Source organism: Aeromicrobium sp. CnD17-E, from assembly GCF_024124745.1.
In the GTDB taxonomy this organism is placed as follows: domain Bacteria; phylum Actinomycetota; class Actinomycetes; order Propionibacteriales; family Nocardioidaceae; genus Aeromicrobium.
The window spans coordinates 1-17,515 of record NZ_JAMXRU010000036.1 but is presented as its reverse complement, the minus strand read 5'-3'; the positions used below and the strand labels follow the sequence as shown (position 1 = coordinate 17,515).

16 protein-coding genes are annotated in these 17,515 nt (G+C 71.1%); 9 read left to right on the top strand and 7 right to left on the bottom strand.

Going from position 1 to position 17,515, the window contains the following annotated elements; translation table 11 throughout:
* The first annotated feature begins 64 nt into the window (after positions 1-64).
* Complete coding sequence (locus NH339_RS08925) at positions 65-391, top strand: helix-turn-helix transcriptional regulator (RefSeq protein WP_253024538.1); 327 nt, start codon at positions 65-67, stop codon at positions 389-391.
* A 7-nt stretch (positions 392-398) separates the two neighbouring features.
* On the opposite strand, the gene NH339_RS08920 is transcribed toward NH339_RS08925, so the two are convergent.
* Positions 399-944 (bottom strand): TetR/AcrR family transcriptional regulator, encoded by a 546-nt coding sequence (locus NH339_RS08920; RefSeq protein ID WP_253024536.1) that lies wholly within the window; start codon positions 942-944, stop codon positions 399-401.
* Positions 945-1,013: 69 nt separating this feature from the next.
* On the opposite strand from NH339_RS08920, the gene NH339_RS08915 reads away from it, so the two are divergent.
* Entirely contained in the window at positions 1,014-2,627 is a 1,614-nt protein-coding gene (locus NH339_RS08915) for a GMC oxidoreductase (RefSeq protein WP_253024534.1), read from the top strand.
* A gap of 81 nt (positions 2,628-2,708) precedes the next feature.
* Here the strand turns inward: NH339_RS08915 and NH339_RS08910 are convergent, their stop codons facing one another.
* Entirely contained in the window at positions 2,709-3,497 is a 789-nt protein-coding gene (locus NH339_RS08910; protein ID WP_253024532.1) for an alpha/beta fold hydrolase, read from the bottom strand.
* A gap of 97 nt (positions 3,498-3,594) precedes the next feature.
* Here NH339_RS08910 and NH339_RS08905 point away from each other — a divergent pair, with 97 nt between their 5' ends.
* Both NH339_RS08905 and NH339_RS08900 read left to right on the top strand, forming a co-directional pair.
* Positions 3,595-4,740 carry a CaiB/BaiF CoA-transferase family protein gene (locus NH339_RS08905; RefSeq protein WP_253024520.1) on the top strand — a complete coding sequence of 382 codons (1,146 nt, stop codon included), beginning with the start codon at positions 3,595-3,597 and terminating at the stop codon, positions 4,738-4,740.
* A gap of 13 nt (positions 4,741-4,753) precedes the next feature.
* Positions 4,754-5,896 (top strand): acyl-CoA dehydrogenase family protein, encoded by a 1,143-nt coding sequence (locus tag NH339_RS08900; RefSeq protein ID WP_253024518.1) that lies wholly within the window; start codon positions 4,754-4,756, stop codon positions 5,894-5,896.
* Positions 5,897-5,952: 56 nt separating this feature from the next.
* Here NH339_RS08900 and NH339_RS08895 read toward each other — a convergent pair whose 3' ends face one another.
* Complete coding sequence (locus tag NH339_RS08895; RefSeq protein WP_253024516.1) at positions 5,953-6,918, bottom strand: TerC/Alx family metal homeostasis membrane protein; 966 nt, start codon at positions 6,916-6,918, stop codon at positions 5,953-5,955.
* Positions 6,919-7,113: 195 nt separating this feature from the next.
* The gene (locus tag NH339_RS08890; RefSeq protein WP_236749767.1) at positions 7,114-7,842 is read right to left on the bottom strand and encodes a MerR family transcriptional regulator; all 729 of its coding nucleotides are present in this window, start codon (positions 7,840-7,842) and stop codon (positions 7,114-7,116) included.
* 130 nt (positions 7,843-7,972) lie between these two features.
* Between NH339_RS08890 and NH339_RS08885 the strand changes: the two genes are divergently transcribed.
* Complete coding sequence (locus tag NH339_RS08885; RefSeq protein ID WP_253024514.1) at positions 7,973-9,187, top strand: acetyl-CoA C-acetyltransferase; 1,215 nt, start codon at positions 7,973-7,975, stop codon at positions 9,185-9,187.
* Positions 9,188-9,207: 20 nt separating this feature from the next.
* Positions 9,208-11,394 (top strand): 3-hydroxyacyl-CoA dehydrogenase NAD-binding domain-containing protein, encoded by a 2,187-nt coding sequence (locus tag NH339_RS08880; protein WP_253024512.1) that lies wholly within the window; start codon positions 9,208-9,210, stop codon positions 11,392-11,394.
* 54 nt (positions 11,395-11,448) lie between these two features.
* On the opposite strand, the gene NH339_RS08875 is transcribed toward NH339_RS08880, so the two are convergent.
* From NH339_RS08875 to NH339_RS08865, 3 genes are read right to left on the bottom strand one after another with little or no spacing between them, the layout of a single operon-like run.
* A complete protein-coding gene (locus tag NH339_RS08875; RefSeq protein ID WP_253024510.1) occupies positions 11,449-12,660 on the bottom strand; it encodes a Fic family protein in 1,212 nt (403 codons plus the stop codon).
* Between the two features lie 38 nt (positions 12,661-12,698).
* Entirely contained in the window at positions 12,699-13,904 is a 1,206-nt protein-coding gene (locus tag NH339_RS08870; protein ID WP_253024508.1) for an HNH endonuclease signature motif containing protein, read from the bottom strand.
* A gap of 58 nt (positions 13,905-13,962) precedes the next feature.
* On the bottom strand, positions 13,963-14,553 hold the full coding sequence (locus NH339_RS08865) for a hypothetical protein (RefSeq protein ID WP_253024506.1): 591 nt from the start codon (positions 14,551-14,553) through the stop codon (positions 13,963-13,965).
* A gap of 152 nt (positions 14,554-14,705) precedes the next feature.
* Between NH339_RS08865 and NH339_RS08860 the strand changes: the two genes are divergently transcribed.
* The 3 genes from NH339_RS08860 to NH339_RS08850 all read left to right on the top strand — a co-directional run.
* Positions 14,706-15,701 (top strand): ABC transporter substrate-binding protein, encoded by a 996-nt coding sequence (locus tag NH339_RS08860; protein ID WP_253024504.1) that lies wholly within the window; start codon positions 14,706-14,708, stop codon positions 15,699-15,701.
* Complete coding sequence (locus NH339_RS08855; protein WP_253024502.1) at positions 15,698-16,753, top strand: iron ABC transporter permease; 1,056 nt, start codon at positions 15,698-15,700, stop codon at positions 16,751-16,753. The genes NH339_RS08860 and NH339_RS08855 overlap by 4 nt, the downstream gene beginning before the upstream one ends.
* Positions 16,750-17,515 (top strand): iron chelate uptake ABC transporter family permease subunit (locus NH339_RS08850; protein ID WP_253024500.1); only part of this gene is annotated, 766 nt, incomplete at its 3' end. The genes NH339_RS08855 and NH339_RS08850, both read left to right, overlap by 4 nt.

The window sequence follows — 17,515 nt, the reverse complement described above, 5'->3', positions numbered from 1 at the left end:
GACGCGTGGCAGTCCGAGTCGCTGCTGCTGGGGCTGCGCGACGTCGTCCTGCGCCACGACGCGGGTGCCGACGCCTCGGACGCGCCGGCCGAGGGCGCTGCGCGACCTGCTCGACGCGCACGTCACCGACGGCCTGAGCCTCGAGGAGGCGGGTCGCCTGCTCGGTCGCTCGCCGGCCCACCTGGCTCGCACCTTCACGCAGACGTACGGCATCGCCCCGCACCGCTACCTCGTCGGTCGGCGGGTCGACACGGCCCGACGGCTCCTGCTGCGCGGGACCTCCGTGTCCGAGACGGCCGTCGAGGCGGGGTTCTGGGACCAGGCGCACCTGACGCGGCACTTCCGCCGCACGGTCGGCACGACCCCGGCCCGGTTCGCGTCGGGTCGGTGAGCCTGAGCTAGGACGTCACGGCCCGGAGCGAGCGGGCGAGGTCCGCCCGCACGACCTCCGCGTCGCGGGTGTCGTCGATGGCGGTGAGGCACAGGGCCCGGATGCATCGGGCGAGCCAGTCGACGTCGTGCGTGGGGCGCAGCTCTCCCGAGGTGCGCCGTTCCTCGAGCAGCCGCGCGATGGGCTCGCCCGGCACGATCAGCCGGGCCAGCTCGTGCAGCTGTCGGTGGCCGGCGTCGAGCAGCTCGCGGTGCTGTCGGGCGACGTCGACGACGTCGGCCGCGAGCCGGTCGAGCGCGTCGGCGAGCGGGAGTCCCTCGAAGGTCTCGAGCAGGCGGGCCACGACGAGCGGGCCGAGGTCGCGCGCGAGGGCGTCGAGCACGTGCTCCCGGTCGGGGAAGTGGCGGTAGAGCGTGGGTCGGGTGACGCCGGCGGTGCGGGCGAGGTCGGTCATGGACAGGTCGCCGTGCTCGAGGAGCAGCCGGCCGGCGGCGTCGAGGATGGCGCGACGGTTGCGCACGGCGTCGGCGCGCTGCGCTGTCCCGTGCGTCATCCCACCATGCTAGACGGCGGTGCGCCAGGGGTTGACCACTCAAACGAGACAGGTGTGAACCTTCGTTGCATGTCTGCCGAGAGCCAGAGCCCGTCGTCCGTCGCCTCCCGTCGCACCGTCCTCGCCGCGGGAGGGATGGCGGCCGTCGCAGCGACGATCGGGGCCAGCGCCCGCCCGGCGTCGGCGAGGGTTCGCCTGACCCGTGAGCAGCGACGCGTCGTGATCATCGGCTCGGGCTTCGGTGGAGCGGTCACCGCGCTGCGCCTCACGCAGGCCGGTGTTCCCGTCACGCTGCTGGAGCAGGGCCGCCGCTGGCCCAGCGGACCGAACAGCGACACCTTCCCGACGGTCAAGACGATCGATGAGCGCGCCCTCTTCTACGGGTCCGCGCCGCGGCTCTTCGGTCGCCCCGTGTCGCTCGCGCCCTACGCCGGCCTGTTCAACACGCTCCTCGGACCGACGATGTCGATCATGAGCGGGGTCGGCTACGGCGGTGGCTCGCTGACGTACCAGGGCATGTCGCTGCAGCCCTCCCGGGCGGTGTTCGAGCACGAGTTCCCGGCCGCGCTCGACTACGACGAGATGGTCGGGCACTACGCCACGGTCGCCCGGATGCTGCGTCTGCAGACCGCGCCCGACGGCATCGTCGACAGCCCGAACTACGCGACCTCGCGGGAGTTCAAGCGTCGGGCGGAGGCCGCCGGCTTCGACGTCGAGCGCATCCCGATGCCGGTGGACTGGAGCTTCGCGCTGCGTGAGCTGCGGGGTGAGATGAAGCCGTCCTACACCAATGGCGACTGCGCCTTCGGGGTCAACAACGGCGGCAAGCAGTCGCTCGACGTCACCTACCTCAAGGCCGCCGAGGCGACGGGTCTGCTGGAGGTGCGGCTGCTGCACCGCGTGGACGCGGTGTCGCGCACGTCGACCGGTGCCTGGCAGGTGGAGCTGACCCGGACGGACGAGCGGGGCACCCCGCTCGAGCAGCAGGTCATCACGACCCCGACCCTGGTCATGGGCGCGGGCAGCGGTGGCACCAGCCGCATGCTGGTGCGGGCGAAGGCCACTGGTCGCATCCCGGACCTGCCCGACGCCACCGGCCACGGCTTCGGCACGAACGCCGACCGCATCTACGTGTGGACCAGCCTGCTCGGCTCCTTCCCGACGCCGCAGGGCGGGCCGGTGGTCTTCGGCAGCAAGGCCTGGTCCGACCCCGCGACGGCGAACACGGTCATCCAGGCGTCGCTGCCGCCGATCGGGATCGCGGGGCTCGACCTCGACCTGCGCAGCACGATGATGGTCGCCTACGGCGTCAGCCGGGAGCGCGGGCGCTTCGTCTACAACGCGCTCACGGACGACGCGACCCTGTCGTGGCGCTACGAGGGCGACCGGGAGCTGCAGACGCGGACGATCGCCCCGCGGGTCGCGGCCATCGCCGGCCTCGACACCCTGCTGGTCGACACGAACGCCCTCGTCCCCTCGACCTGGCACCCCATGGGCGGCATGAACATGGGTGACGCCTGCGACCACGAGGGTCGGGTGAAGGGTCAGAAGGGCCTCTACGTCCTCGACGGCGCGCTGCTGCCCGGCTCGGCCGCGGCCTGCAACCCGTCGATGACCATCGCGGCCGTTGCCGAGCGCGCGCTGAGCCGCATCGTCCGCGACGACGTCGGCAGCATCATCTGAGGAACGTGCCGCCGTTTCGGAACGTCATCGCCCATTCCTGGGCGAGGAACGGGCGATGGTGTTCCGAATCGTGGGGAGTGCTCAGACCGCGGTCTCGCGGATGAGCCGCAGGACCCGCTCGGGGTCGTCGGCCATGGGGACGTGCCCGCTGCCGGGCAGGGGCTCGTGGCGGGCCTGCGGGAGGCGCTGGCGGGCGACCTTCGACTGCGCGTAGGGCAGGATGCGGTCACGGGTGCCCCAGGCGATCGTCGCGGGGACGGGCACCTGGCTGTCGAAGCGGTAGATCACGCCCTCCTTCGCCGTCCGCTCGAAGGCGGTGGCGTGCTTGAGCGCGAGGGAGTCGCCGTAGGTGTGCTCGGCGTCGTGACGCTCGGGGTGGGCGTAGAGGATCCAGCCGATGGCACGGCGACCGCGCAGGTCGGCGGCGAGGCGCTGCAGGAGGCGCTTCGGCGTGACCATCGCCGAGAGCCGCATGAGGAACAGGGGCAGCAGGGCCTGGAAGCGGTTGATCGGTCCGAAGAAGCCGGCGGGGCTGAGCGCGGTAGCCGACGCCACCAGCCCGCGCGCGCCGAGCTCGAGGGCGATCGCCCCGCCGAGGGAGTTGCCGGCGACGTGCGGCTTGGTCACGCCCCACCGCTCGAACTGGGTCAGCAGGTGGTCGCACGCGTTGTCCATCGAGTACCGGACGCCACCGGCGAAGGCAGGCGACTCCCCGAACCCGGACAGGTCGGGGGCGATGACGTCGTAGTCGCGGGCGAGCTCCTCGATCACCGGGTCCCAGGCCTGGCGACGGTGGCCGATGCCGTGCAGGAGGACGAGCGGAGGGGCACCGGGGGTGCCGCGGCGGGTGTAGGCGAGGTCGGGGTGCACGGGGAGATGCTGCCACATACCGGCGGTATCCGAACAGGGTGAGGGTCAGCACAGAGGGCGCTCGACATCGTGACAGTACAACTGTCACAATGGTGGTGTGACGATCAACCCTGGACCCCTGAACGGCGTACGCGTCGTCGAGATGGTCGGCATCGGCCCTGGGCCGTTCGCGGCCATGATGCTCGCCGACCTCGGCGCCGACGTGGTGCGCGTCCACCGGCCCGGCGGGGGTGGCCTGCAGGTCACGCGCCCCGAGCAGGACCTGCTCGGCCGCGGTCGACCGTCGGTCGCCCTCGACCTGAAGGACCCGCGTGGCGTCGAGACCGTGCTGCGGCTCGTCGAGCAGGCCGACGTGCTGCTCGAGGGCTTCCGCCCGGGCGTCACCGAGCGTCTCGGCATCGGTCCGGACGACTGCCTCGCCCGCAACCCCGCGCTCGTCTACGGCCGGATGACCGGGTGGGGCCAGGACGGCCCGTTGAGCCAGACGGCCGGGCACGACATGAACTACATCGCCGTCGCCGGTGCGCTCGACCCGCTCGGTCGACGACCCGACGACGCTCCTGCCTTCCCGATGAACCTGCTGGGCGACTTCGGCGGCGGCTCGTTGTATCTGGTGGCCGGCGTGCTCGCGGCGCTGCTGCACGCCCGCGCGTCGGGTGAGGGCCAGGTCGTCGACGCCGCCATCACCGACGGCACTGCCCACCTCCTGACCATGGCCGTGACGATGCAGCAGGCCGGCATCTGGGACGGCCGACGCGGCACGAACCTGCTCGGCGGAGCCGCCCCGTTCTACGACGTCTTCCGGACGTCGGACGGTCGCTGGATGTCGGTCGGCCCGCTCGAGCCGCAGTTCTTCGCCGCGTTCGTCGAGCTGGTCGGGGGCGACCTGCCCGGCCAGTACGACCTGCAGGACTGGGGCACGCTGCGCGGCGAGCTGGAGCGCCGGTTCGCGTCGCGCACGCAGGCCGAGTGGACCGACGTCTTCGACGGCTCCGACGCCTGCGTGCACCCCGTGCTCCCGCTGACCGAGGCGTACGAGCACCCCCACAACGTCGCCCGCGGCACCTACGTGGAGCACCACGGCACCACGCAGCCCGCGCCGGCCCCGCGCTTCTCGCGCACCGCACCTCACCTCACGACCCCGCCCGTCGGGCCGGGCGCCAACACCCGTGAGGCACTGACCGCCTGGGGCATCGACGACGTCGAGACCCTCATCGCCGACGGCGTCGCCGTCCAGGCCTAGGAAGGAACACACCATGAAGCGCACCATCTTCGACGCCGACCACGAGGCGTTCCGCGACACCGTCCGCACGTTCTGCGAGAAGGAGATCGCGCCGCACCACGACCAGTGGGAGAAGGACGGCATCGTCCCCCGCGAGGTGTGGGAGAAGGCCGGCGAGCTCGGCCTGCTCGGGTTCATGATGCCCGAGGAGCACGGCGGAGGCGGGATCACCGACTTCCGCTACAACGCGATCCTGTCCGAGGAGGTCACCCGGATCGGCGCGAGCGGCATCGGCTTCGTCATCCAGACCGACCTCGTCTCCGGCTACCTGCTGTCGTACGCCTCCGACGAGCAGAAGGCGCGCTGGTTCCCGAGGTTCTGCAGCGGCGAGATGATCACCGCCATCGCCATGACGGAGCCGGGCACCGGCTCGGACCTGCAGGGCATCAAGACGCGGGCCGTGCTCGACGGCGACGAGTACGTCATCAACGGCTCGAAGACGTTCATCACCAACGGCATCAACGCCGACCTCGTGCTCGTGGTCTGCCAGACCGACCCCGAGGCCGGCGCGATGGGCTTCTCGCTCATCGCCGTCGAGCGCGGTACGCCCGGCTTCGAGCGCGGTCGCAACCTCGACAAGATCGGCCTCAAGGCGCAGGACACCGCCGAGCTGTACTTCGAGGACGTGCGCGTGCCGAAGGAGAACCTCGTCGGCGAGCCGGGTCAGGGCTTCATCTACCTGATGGAGAAGCTGCCGCAGGAGCGGCTGTCGATCTCGGTCGTGGCGGCCGCCGCGTGCCGCGCGGCCATCGACATGACGCTCGACTACGTCAAGGAGCGCAAGGCGTTCGGCAAGCCGATCGGCTCGTTCCAGAACAGCCGCTTCGTGCTCGCCGAGCTCGAGACGGAGGCGCGGATCGCGCAGGTGTTCGTTGACGAGTCGATCACGCAGCACAACCGCGGCGACCTGACGGTCGCCGACGCCGCCATGGGCAAGTGGTGGACGACCGAGCTGCAGAAGAAGACCGTCGACCAGTGCCTGCAGCTGCACGGCGGCTACGGGTTCATGTCGGAGTACCCGATCTCCAAGGCGTACCTCGACACGCGCATCCAGACGATCTACGGCGGCACGACCGAGATCATGAAGGAGATCATCGGGCGCGGCATGGGACTCTGACCTCCGCACACGACGACGGCCCCCACGCAGCTGCGTGGGGGCCGTTCGCGTGAGGGTCAGACGAGCGGCTCGTCGCCCTCCTGGACCTTGGCGTCCTCCTCCTGCGCCTTCTCGCGCTTGTACGCGGGGAGCGAGGCGACGACGCCGGCGCCCAGGATCAGCAGCACGCCGCCGAGCGACCACTCCACGCCGACCTTGGTGTCGAGGACCTCGCCGTAGACCATCTTCGCGGCGATGAAGACCAGCAGCGCGGCGAGCGCGGCCTTGAGGTGCTTCAGGCGCGCCACCAGCTCCGCCACCAGGAAGAACAGCGGGCGCAGGCCCAGCAGGGCGAAGGCGTTCGCGGCGAACACGACGAACGTGTCGGTCGTGATGCCGAGGATCGCGGGCACGGAGTCGACGGCGAAGATGATGTCGACGACGGCGATGGCCACCAGCGCGGCGCCGGCCGTGGTCAGCATCCGCTTGCCGTTCTCCTTGGCGATCAGCTTGTCGCCGTGGTCGCCCTCGGCGATCGTCATGCGGTTCTTCACGCCCTCGACGAGCTTCTCGTCACCGTCGTGGTCGTTGCGGTGCTTCCAGAGGCGCCAGCCGGTCCAGGCGAGCAGCGCGGCGAACGGGTAGGTCAACCAGGAGGCGGCGTCGAGCGCCGCGGCGCCGACCAGGATGAAGATCAGGCGCAGCACGAGCGCGAGCACGATGCCGTAGGTCAGCAGACGCACACGCTTCGGCGTCGGGATGGCGAAGGCGCCGAGCACGACCAGGAAGACGAAGACGTTGTCGAGCGACAGCGACTTCTCCACGAGGTAGCCGGCGAGGTAGGTGCCCGCCTGCTCGGAGGTGCCGAACAGGTACAGCACGCCGCCGAAGGCGAGGGCGATCGCGATCCAGGCGATCGACCAGACGGCGGCGACCTTGACCGGCATCTCGTCGCGCTTGCGGGTGAGCAGCAGGTCGACGGCGAGCAGGACGATGATCGCGACGAACAGCAGGGTCCAGTCGAGTGAGGAACCGAGGGGCATGGGGGAGTGCGCTCCTTCGCGGTGACGATGTCAGGGATGACAGGGATGTCGCGAAGGTTTCTCCACCCGGGAGGGCCACCTGGCGCGGGTCCGGATGGCCGGACCGTGCTGACGCACCAGGTCGTCGGGATACTTCCCTTCGTGCCTCAGCGTACCGAGGGCGCGAAAGGTGCGCTCGACGAGCGAGGCGTGACCTCAGTCGCGCTCGTTGGCCCGACGCCGGACCGTGCGCCGCTTCTCGTCGTCGACGGCCTCCTCGTACGACGTCACGAGGGCCTGCACGGTGAGCGGCTTGAACCGCTCGATCATCGCCGTGATCAGCTCCGGCGGCTGACCCGAAGCGACCAGGTGCGGCCAGACGAGGGTGCGGAACAGCTCGGTCAGCTCGACCGCGAGCGCCCGGCCGTGCTCCGTGATCACCCTCCGTGCGGCGAGTGCCGCGTCGACGGGCAGGCCGGCGTCGAGGAAGCCCATCCCGACGGCCAGGTGGGCGGGCGCGAGGCGGAACACGTCCTCGGTCGGCGTCGGCTCGACGACACCGATGGCGACCAGCACCTCGAGGTCGTCGTCGCTCAGGCTGCGACCGGCGCGCCTCTCGAGCATCGAGCGGTCGAGCGTCTCGGGCATCTCCGGCGTCCAGGGCGCGAGGAGCGTGCGGTGCAGAGCCACCTGCTCGGGCGTCGCGTCGGCGGGGATCTGCTCGAGGTACCCCTCGATGGCGGCCAGGGTGAAGCCGTGCGCCTGCAGCTCCTTGACGAGCTCGAGCCGCGCCAGGTGGTCGGGCCCGTAGTAGCCGTTGCGCCCCGCGCGTCGGGGCGGCGGGATGAGCCCCCGACCGGCGTAGAAGCGGACCGTGCGCACCGTCATGTCGACACGTGTGGCCAGCTGCTCCACGCTCATCGTCTCGTTCGGGCCGTCGGTCACCTGCGAGAGCGTAGCGTCAAGACCGGCGGCCGGTCGGAGTGACCCGCGTCACGATCAGCCGGGTCACTAGCGACTCTGACAGCAGTGGTGTCACAATCGGCACCGAAGGTTCTACACGAAGGACACTGACATGACCGAGGCTTACATCTACGACGCGATCCGCACCCCGCGCGGACGCGGCAAGAAGACCGGCTCGCTGCACGAGGTCAAGCCGATCTCGCTGCTCAACGGCCTGCTCGAGGAGATCAAGACCCGTAACCCCGACCTCGACGCGAACCAGGTCGACGACGTCGTCCTCGGTGTCGTCTCCCCCGTCGGCGACCAGGGCGCCGACATCTCCCGCACCGCCGTCCTCGCCGCCGGGTTCGGCGAGCAGGTGGCCGGCGTGCAGCTCAACCGCTTCTGCGGCTCCGGACTGGAGTCCGTCAACCAGGCCTCGGCCCGGGTGAAGTCCGGCTGGGAGGACCTCATCGTCGCCGGCGGCGTCGAGTCCATGAGCCGTGTGCCCATGGCCTCCGACGGTGGCGCCTGGGCGATGGACCCCCGGACCGCGCTCGACACCGACTTCGTGCCGCAGGGCATCGGCGCCGACCTCATCGCGACCCTCGAGGGCTTCAGCCGCGACGACGTCGACCAGTTCGCCGCCGAGAGCCAGGCGCGCGCGGCCAAGGCGATCGCCAACGGCTACTTCGCGAACTCCGTCATCCCCGTCAAGGACGTCAACGGCATGACGATCCTCGACCACGACGAGTTCGTACGCGAGGGCACCACCGCCGAGTCGCTCGCCGGTCTCAAGCCGTCGTTCAAGGACCTCGGCGACTTCGCCGGCTTCGACGCCGTCGCGCTCGAGAAGTACACGACGGTCGAGAAGATCAACCACGTCCACCACGCGGGCAACAGCTCGGGCATCGTGGACGGCGCGTCGCTCGTGCTGATCGGCAACGAGAACGCCGGCCAGCGCCACGGCCTCACGCCGCGCGCGCGCATCGTCTCCACCGCGGTCATCGGCTCCGAGCCGACGATCATGCTGACGGGCCCCGGCCCCGCCGCCCGCAAGGCGCTCGACAAGGCCGGCCTCTCCATCGAGGACATCGACCTCATCGAGATCAACGAGGCGTTCGCCGCCGTCGCCATGAAGCTCATGCGCGACCTCGACGACTACCCGCACGAGCAGACCAACGTCAACGGCGGCGCGATCGCCATGGGCCACCCGCTCGGTGCCACCGGCGCGATGATCCTCGGCACGCTCGTCGACGAGCTGCACCGCCGCGAGAAGCGCTACGGCCTGGCCACGCTGTGCATCGGCGGCGGCATGGGCATCGCCACCATCGTCGAGCGCGTCTGACCCAGGAGAAGAGAGACACCATGACCGAAGCAGTGCGCTACGAGGTCGAGGGCGGCATCGTCAACCTCGTCCTCGACGACCCCAACCAGAACGCCAACACCATGAACGACGCCTACGCGACGTCCATGGCGAAGGCCGTCGACCGCCTGGTCGACGAGATCGCGGCCGACGCCGACAGCATCAAGGGCGTCATCATCTCCTCGGCGAAGAAGACCTTCTTCGCCGGCGGCGACCTCAAGCTGATGACGCAGGCCACCCCGGCCGACGCGCAGAAGCTCTTCGACAACGTCGAGGGCATCAAGGCCACGCTGCGCAAGCTCGAGACGGCCGGCAAGCCCGTCGTCGCGGCGATCAACGGCGCCGCGCTCGGCGGTGGCCTGGAGATCGCGCTCGCCGCGCACCACCGCATCGCGGCCGACGTCCGCCTCGAGATCGGTCTGCCCGAGGTGACCCTCGGCCTGCTGCCCGGTGGCGGCGGCGTGACCCGCACGGTCCGCATGTTCGGCCTGCAGGACGCGCTCATGAACATCCTGCTCCAGGGTCCGCGCATGCAGCCGGCCAAGGCGAAGTCGATCGGCCTCGTCGACGAGGTCGTGCCCGCCGACCAGCTCCTCGACGCCGCGAAGGCGTGGATCGAGTCGGTGCAGGGCGACGACGACGCGGCCAAGCAGCCGTGGGACCGTCAGGGCTACCGCATGCCCGGCGGCACCCCGTCGAACCCGAAGCTCGCCGCCAACCTGCCCGCGTTCCCGGCCATGCTGCGCAAGCAGACGAAGGGTGCGCCCTACAAGGCGCCGCGCAACATCCTCGCCGCCGCGGTCGAGGGTGCGCAGGTCGACTTCGAGACCGCCAGCCGCATCGAGTCCCGCTACCTGGTGGAGCTCCTCGTCGGCCAGCAGTTCAAGAACATGACGCAGGCCTTCTTCTTCGACCTCGGGTCGATCAACGCCGGCGGCTCGCGTCCGGCCGGCATCGAGCCGAAGACGTTCCAGAAGGTCGCCGTCATCGGCGCCGGCATGATGGGCGCGGGCATCGCGTACGTCTCGGCGCAGGCGGGCATGGAGGTCGTGCTCAAGGACGTCTCGCTCGAGGCGGCCGAGAAGGGCAAGGCCTACAGCGAGAAGCTGCTGGCCAAGAAGCTCGAGCGTGGCCGCACGACGCAGGAGAAGGTCGACGCCTTCCTCGCGCGCATCACGCCGACGGCCGACTACGCCGACCTGGAGGGCTGCGACCTCGTCGTCGAGGCCGTCTTCGAGTCGGTCAAGCTCAAGCACGACGTCTTCGGCGAGATCCAGAAGGTCGTCAAGCCCGACGCCCTGCTCGGCTCCAACACGTCGACGCTGCCCATCACGGGTCTGGCCGAGGGCGTGGAGCGTCCCGAGGACTTCATCGGCATCCACTTCTTCTCCCCGGTCGACAAGATGCCGCTGGTGGAGATCATCGCCGGCGAGAAGACCGACGACGCCGCCATCGCGGGTGCGCTCGACTACGTCCAGCAGATCCGCAAGACGCCGATCGTCGTCAACGACAGCCGTGGCTTCTTCACCAGCCGCGTCATCGGCACGTTCGTCAACGAGGGCATCGGCATGCTCGCCGAGGGGGTCGACCCGGTCTCGATCGAGCGCGCCACGACCATCGCGGGCTTCCCGGCACCGGTGCTGCAGCTCAGCGACGAGCTGAACCTCGAGCTGATGACGAAGATCCGCAACGAGTCGAAGGCCGCCGTCGAGGCTGCCGGCGGCACGTGGGAGGGCAACGCGGGCGAGGGCGTCATCGACACGATGATCGAGCTCGGCCGCTCCGGCCGCCTCAAGGGTGCGGGCTTCTACGACTACGAGGACGGCAAGCGCGTCGGCCTCTGGTCGGGTCTGCGCGAGCAGTTCCCGACGTCGGACACGCAGCCCGACTTCGAGGACCTCAAGGAGCGTCTGACGTTCATCATGAGCCTCGAGACGATCAAGTGCCTCGAGGAGAACGTGCTCCGCACGGTGCCCGACGCCAACATCGGCTCGATCTTCGGCATCGGCTTCCCGGCCCTGCAGGGTGGCGCGATCCAGTACGTCAACGGCTACGAGGCTGCCGACGGCTCGATCGGCGTCGAGGCGTTCACGCGTCGCGCCCAGGAGCTGGCCGCCACCTACGGCGACCGCTTCGAGCCCCCGGCCCTGCTGCTGGAGAAGGCGAAGAACGGCGAGAAGTTCGTCTGAGCCGACCGCCCGCCCGACGCCCCCGCGACCTGCTGGTCGCGGGGGCGTCGGCGTTCAGGGGCGTGCGGCTCTGCGGAGCCGTTCGGCGAACCGGTCGAGGGCGTCGAGTGCGTCGTCGAGCTGCCACACCCGTCCGCGGGAGCGTCCGGTCGTCTCGGTCAGCACTCCGACCTCGGTCAGGTGGTCGATGGCGCGCTGCGCCGTCATGACCGGGACGTCGAGCGCGTTCGCGGCCGATGTCGAGCTGATGACCGGCTGTCCGACGAGGTGGTCGACGAGGCGCCAGGCGGCTGCATCCGAGCGCGCCGTGACGCGGTGACGTGCAGCCCGGCGGGCCTCGGCCAGGTCCGACAGCAGGTCGCGGCTGGCGCCGACGGCGAAGAACACGGCCTCGGCGACGCGCTCGACGATGGCTCCCGGATCGCCCGCCCGGTACTGGGTGAGGGCGTCGACGTACGCGTCGACGTCGACCAGCAGGCCCGCGGAGACCGGCACGACGACGTGTCGCGTGAGTCCGCGGCGCGCGAGCACGGCGTGCACCAGGATCCGGCCGACACGGCCGTTGCCATCGGTGAAGGGGTGGATGGTCTCGAACTGCGCGTGCGCGACGGCAGCCTGGACGAGCGGTGGGGTCTCGTCGCCAGCGCAGTAGGCGACGAGGTCGGTGACGAGGCGCGGGACGTGCAGCGCGGACGGTGGCACGAAGTCGGCGAGGTGCGGGCCGATCGTCCCCCCGCCGATCCAGACCTGCTGGTCTCGCCATCGTCCCGCGTGAGCGGGCTGGGTCTCGCCGAGGAGCGCACCGTGAGCATCGAGCAGCGACTGCTCGCTGATGTCGTCGACGAGCTCGAGTCCGGTGCGCATGGCGCGGACGTTGGCCGAGACGAGGGCGGCATTCGCGCTGCGGGCCTCCCCGATCTCGAAGAGGGCCAGCTGGCGCGCACCGACCGTGATGTCCTCGATCTGGGACGAGGAGGCGCTCTCGGTCCGGAGGAGGATCGACGTGATCGGCGACGCCAGCTGGACGTCGGTGCCCAGGAGCTCGAGGGCGCGCTCGTCGAAGCGGGCCAGCTCGGCCGTGGCGTCGTCGACGAGCGACCGCGTTCCGGCGTCCAGGCGGGGCTGTCGTCCGTCGATGGTGGGAGGCACCGCGGCACGATAGGGGCCGCGGTGCTTGCGCTTCTGCGTGGGCGAGGCGTAGGCGCCGGACAGGTCCCAGGGAAGCGTCTCGTGGTCCAGGGCGGGCCAGGCCTCTTCTGTGGGCATGCGCATCACCTTATCCACACTTAGCCACATAAATGTGGTTAGTCGTGGTCGTCGGTGAGGCCTCGCGCGACGGCGCGTTCGACGTGGGAGGTGTTGCCGTCGGGGACGCCGTGGGTGGCGGGTTCGGCGTCGACGGTGCGGCCGGAGGGCAGGATCCAGCGGAGCGTGCGGTGGCTCTTCATGGCGTGGTGTCGGCGGTGCAGTGCCCAGAGGTTGGAGCCGTTGGTGGGGCCTCTGGGGTGGGGTTCTCGGTGGTCGAGGTCGCAGTCGCGGGCGGGTCTCAGGCAGCCGGGGGCCTGGCAGACGCCGTCGCGGAAGCTGATGGCGGCGGCGAGGACGTCGGGCGCGAACCGGCCCACGTACTCGTGGGCGAGGACGTCGCGCGTGATGGGGTCGACGAGGAGGCGGTGGAAGAAGGTGTCGTCGGGGTCGAGGTGCTCGAGCACCCACTCGGCGGGGACGGTCCAGGTGCCGTCGTCGGAGACGGCCGGCCCGGGCTCGGCGCCGGCGAGGACGTCGGCGTCGATGACGACGCCGATGTCGGTGCGGGCGCGGCCGGTGGAGGGGGTGTCCTCGGCGAGGAGGAGGTCGACGAACGCGTCGGCGCGGCGTTGCCCGCGGGTGCGGTCGTCGCCGTCGGGGACCGGGACACGGTTGAGACGCGCGCCGATCGCGGCCGCGAGGTGGGACGGGAGGTAGGCGTTGACCCAGGCCATGGCGTCGTCGACGTGGGTGACCTGCACGTCGCGCTGGCGGCGCGCGGCCTCGGCCCGGGCTGCGGCCTCCTCGGCCTCCACGCGGGCGACGAACCGCCTCAGCCAGGCCCGCAGCTCGGCCACGGTGTGGGTCTTGGCGTAGGCGACGACCGTGTCGTCGAGCCGGTCGTGGGACTCGGGTCGTTGGAGGAGCAGGAGGGTGGAGGCGACCTCGCGCCCGCGGGCCCAGTCGACGTCGCCGCGCCGGAACGCGAGCCAGGTCTGGGGCGCTCGCTCGCGGAGCCGGTCGGCGGCGGCCAGCCGGCTGGTCACCTGCCCCTCGGACAACCCCACGGCCTGGCCGATCTCCAGCGCGATCGCCGAACGCTCGACGAGCCGCACCATCGGCGACTCGATGCCGGCGGTACGGACCAGCTCGGCGTCGCGGAACCGCAGCATCGCGACCAGCTCGGCCGCCTCGGCCCGCGCGCGCTCACGGCCGAGGGAGGTGAGTCCCTCGAGCACGTCCGCGTTGCCGTTCCCGTCCATGTCTCCAACCTAGGGACACCCTCCGACACCGCCCTTGGGCCCGGATCCGCCCTGTGGATCAGCCGTAGAGCGGGGGCGTGGACTCGCGAGGGGCCCGGACGGCCGTGAGGCCCTCGGCGTCGAGCAGGCGGGTGACCGCCTCCTCCGAACCGCCCACGCCGGCGAAGTGCGCGTCGACGTCGAACGCGACGCACCACACGCGGTCGGAGGGCCAGACGAACGCCGGGGGGAAGGCCCGACCGTGCGGCTCGGCGGCGTCCGCCACCCACCGCGCCCAGTCGCCGACGCTGCCCGCGGCGAGCACGTACTGGCGCAGGCCGGCGAGGTCGAACCGTGACGCCGCCGGCAGCGGGGGCCGGTAGGGGTACCCGTCCCACAGCAGGAGGCGGAGGTCGTCCGACGACGAGCCGAGCACGTCGACGATGCCCGTGACCAGCTCGACGTCGCTCGGTGCCCCGTCGAGCACCTCGTCGGCCAGCTCGGCCTCGGGTTGCCGGTCGAACGCGGGATCAGGCAGCTGGAGCACGCGCGCGTAGGCCTCGAAGCCTGCCGGCCCGAGCCACAGGGTCGCCTCGGCGCTGTCGTGGCCGGACTCCGAGGGCCTCAGCCACGCGGTCTCGCGGCCGTCGTCGATGAGCTCCAGTGTCACGTCGCTCCTCCTTCGCTCGTCGCACCACGGGTCAGCCGGGAACGGTAGCCGACCGGCCGCGGGACGGCGGTCGCGTGACCCCGCTCACCGCCCCTTGCGTAGTTGAGGCTCACCTAAGTTAGTGTGTCCTACGGCCTACGAGAGGACGTCCCATGACCCTGCGCCCGCGCTTCACCCTGCTGGCCGCCGCGGCAGCACTTCTGCTGGCCGGCTGTGGCTTCGGCACCGAGAGCGGAGAGGCGTCGGGCGAGAACGCCTGGACCTACACCTCCGGCGACGGCAAGACGTACACGGCCGAGGAGGTGCCGACGCGGATCATCGCGCAGGGCGAGTCGGCCGCCGCCCTCATCGCCCACGGCATCCGGCCCGTCGGCATCTACCTCAGCCAGCCGCTCAAGGACACCAAGTCGCTGCAGGGCGTCGACCTCGACGGCATCGAGATCCTCGGCGAGACGTGGGGCAAGATCGACGCCGAGAAGGCCGCGGCCCTCGAGCCCGACCTCATCGTCAGCGGCTACTGGACCACCGAGAAGGCCTACGGCGGCCTCGAGAACGGTGTCGAGGAGTCCAGCAAGAAGGTCGCGAAGCTGGCGCCCGTCGTCGGCCCGGTCGCCGACCAGTCCGTCGAGAAGATGCTCGACGGCTTCGAGGAGCTCTCCGGGTCCCTCGGCGCCGACCTCGACTCCGAGGAGATCGTGGCCGACAAGCAGGCGTTCGAGCAGGCGCGGGAGCGCTTCAAGACGACGGTCGCCGAGGCCGACGGCCTCACCGCGATGGGCGTCTCCCCGGCCGACGACATCCTCTACGTGGCCGTCCCGAAGCACTCGGCCGAGCTGGCCGACTTCGCCCGCTACGGCCTCGACATCGTCGTGCCCGACTCCCCGGACCCCGACTTCTCCTACTGGGAGAACCTGTCGTGGGAGAACGCCGACAAGTACCAGCCCGACCTCGTCCTCATGGACGACCGCACGCTCGAGCAGAGCACGAAGACCGCCGAGAAGCAGCCGACGTGGCGCAAGATCAAGGCCGTCGAGGCCGGCGCGGTCACCCCGTGGCCGGCCTACTGGATCAGCACCTACCGCGACTACGCCGAGCAGCTCGACCAGCTCAGCGACGCCGTCGAGAAGGCCGACCCGGACCTCACGTGACCGCCACCGTCCAGCGCCCGCAGCCCGTCGAGGCCCCCGCCCCGCGGCACCGCTCCACCGTGGGGCTGGGGCTCGGCGCCCTCCTGCTCCTCGGCGCGCTCGCCGTCGTGATGTTCGTCAGCATCACGATCGGCGCGCGCGGTGTCGGGCTGCACACGATCTGGACCGCGTTCACCGACTACGACCCGTCGTCGGCGGAGCAGACGGTCATCCGCGAGCTGCGCGTGCCCCGGACGCTGCTGGGCCTGCTGGTCGGGGCCGGCCTCGGGCTCGCCGGAGCGCTCCTGCAGGGCGTCACCCGCAACCCGCTCGCCGATCCCGGGATCATGGGCATCAACATGGGTGCCGCGGCCGGCATCGTCGTCGCGGTCATGCTGTTCGACGGGCTCAGCCAGTCGACGTCCGTGTGGGTCGGGTTCGCCGGCGCAGGCATCGCGACCGTCGTGGTCTACGGCGTGGCCTCGTTCGGACGCGAGGGGGCGACCCCGGTCAAGCTCGCCCTCGCCGGCGCCGCGGTCAGCGCGTCGCTGTACTCCGTCACCACGGGCGTCACCATGACCGACCTGCAGGCGCTGAACGAGCTGCGCTTCTGGCAGGTCGGCTCGCTCAGCGGACGCTACCTGCCGGTGCTGTCGCAGACCTGGCCGTTCCTGGTCGCCGGCATCGCCGTGGCCCTGCTGCTGGGTCGTTCGCTCAACGGGCTCGCGCTCGGCGACGACCTCGCCGTCGCCCTCGGCCAGCGCGTGCGCCTGACCCGTGTGGTCGTGTTCGTGACCGTCGCCCTGCTCGGTGGCGCCGCGACCGCCGCCTGCGGGCCGATCGTGTTCGTCGGCCTCGTCGTCCCGCACATCGCACGCGCCCTCTGCGGACCCGACTACCGCTGGATCCTGCCGTACACGTTCCTGCTGAGCCCGATCATCCTGCTCTGCGCCGACGTGCTCGGTCGGGTGCTCGTCAGCCCCAGCGAGCTGCAGGTGGGCGTGGTGCTCGGCGTGGTCGGTGCGCCGGCCTTCATCCTGCTGGTCCGACGCAAGGACCTGGCGCAGCTGTGAGCACCCTCGAGACGCCCCTGCGTCGCGCCGTCCGCGCGCAGCGCCGCGCCTACCGCGCCCGCACCACGACCATCACCCTGGTGCTCGCCGCGGTCACCTTCGCCCTCTTCGTGGTCACGATGATGATCGGCAGCTTCGTCCTGTCGCCCTGGGAGGTCGTCGGCAGCGCGTTCCGGCTCACCGACGACCCGAGCGTCGACTTCATCGTCCTCGACCTGCGCCTGCCCACCGCGGCGACGGCTCTGGGCTCGGGCCTCGCGCTCGGCGTGGCGGGCCTGGTGTTCCAGCGTCTGCTCGCCAACCCGCTCGCCTCGCCCGACTTCGTCGGCATCTCCGGTGGCGCGAGCCTGTTCGCCGTCTCGGCGATCCTGTTCACCGGCTGGGGTGCCGTCGCGACGTCGGTCATGGCCCTGGTGGGCGCCCTGCTCGCCTCGATCGCCATCTACCTGCTCGCGTGGCGCGGCGGCATCACCGGCTACCGCTTCATCCTCGTCGGCATCGGTCTCTCCCAGCTGTTCACCGCGCTCACCGGCTACGTCATCGCCCGTGCCGACCTCAGCGACGCGCGCGAGGCCATGACGTGGCTGGTCGGGTCCGTCGGCTCGGCCGGCCCGTTCGAGCTGCGCGCCCTGCTCGTCGCCGTGGCCGTGCTGCTGCCCGTCGCCTTCGTCCTCTCGCGGCGCCTCGGCGCGCTCGAGCTGGGCGACGACGCCGCGTCGGCGCTCGGGGTCCGGGTCGAGCGCTCGCGGCTCGGCCTCCTGG

Bases quoted from the DNA above. Each gene is read 5' to 3' on its own strand.
- NH339_RS08915 (WP_253024534.1), top strand. From the start codon at position 1,014: ATGTCTGCCGAGAGCCAGAGCCCGTCGTCCGTCGCCTCCCGTCGCACC.
- NH339_RS08895 (WP_253024516.1), bottom strand. From the start codon at position 6,918: ATGCCCCTCGGTTCCTCACTCGACTGGACCCTGCTGTTCGTCGCGATC.
- NH339_RS08875 (WP_253024510.1), bottom strand. From the start codon at position 12,660: ATGCCCACAGAAGAGGCCTGGCCCGCCCTGGACCACGAGACGCTTCCC.
- NH339_RS08900 (WP_253024518.1), top strand. From the start codon at position 4,754: ATGAAGCGCACCATCTTCGACGCCGACCACGAGGCGTTCCGCGACACC.
- NH339_RS08860 (WP_253024504.1), top strand. From the start codon at position 14,706: ATGACCCTGCGCCCGCGCTTCACCCTGCTGGCCGCCGCGGCAGCACTT.
- NH339_RS08880 (WP_253024512.1), top strand. From the start codon at position 9,208: ATGACCGAAGCAGTGCGCTACGAGGTCGAGGGCGGCATCGTCAACCTC.
- NH339_RS08885 (WP_253024514.1), top strand. From the start codon at position 7,973: ATGACCGAGGCTTACATCTACGACGCGATCCGCACCCCGCGCGGACGC.
- NH339_RS08870 (WP_253024508.1), bottom strand. From the start codon at position 13,904: ATGGACGGGAACGGCAACGCGGACGTGCTCGAGGGACTCACCTCCCTC.
- NH339_RS08920 (WP_253024536.1), bottom strand. From the start codon at position 944: ATGACGCACGGGACAGCGCAGCGCGCCGACGCCGTGCGCAACCGTCGC.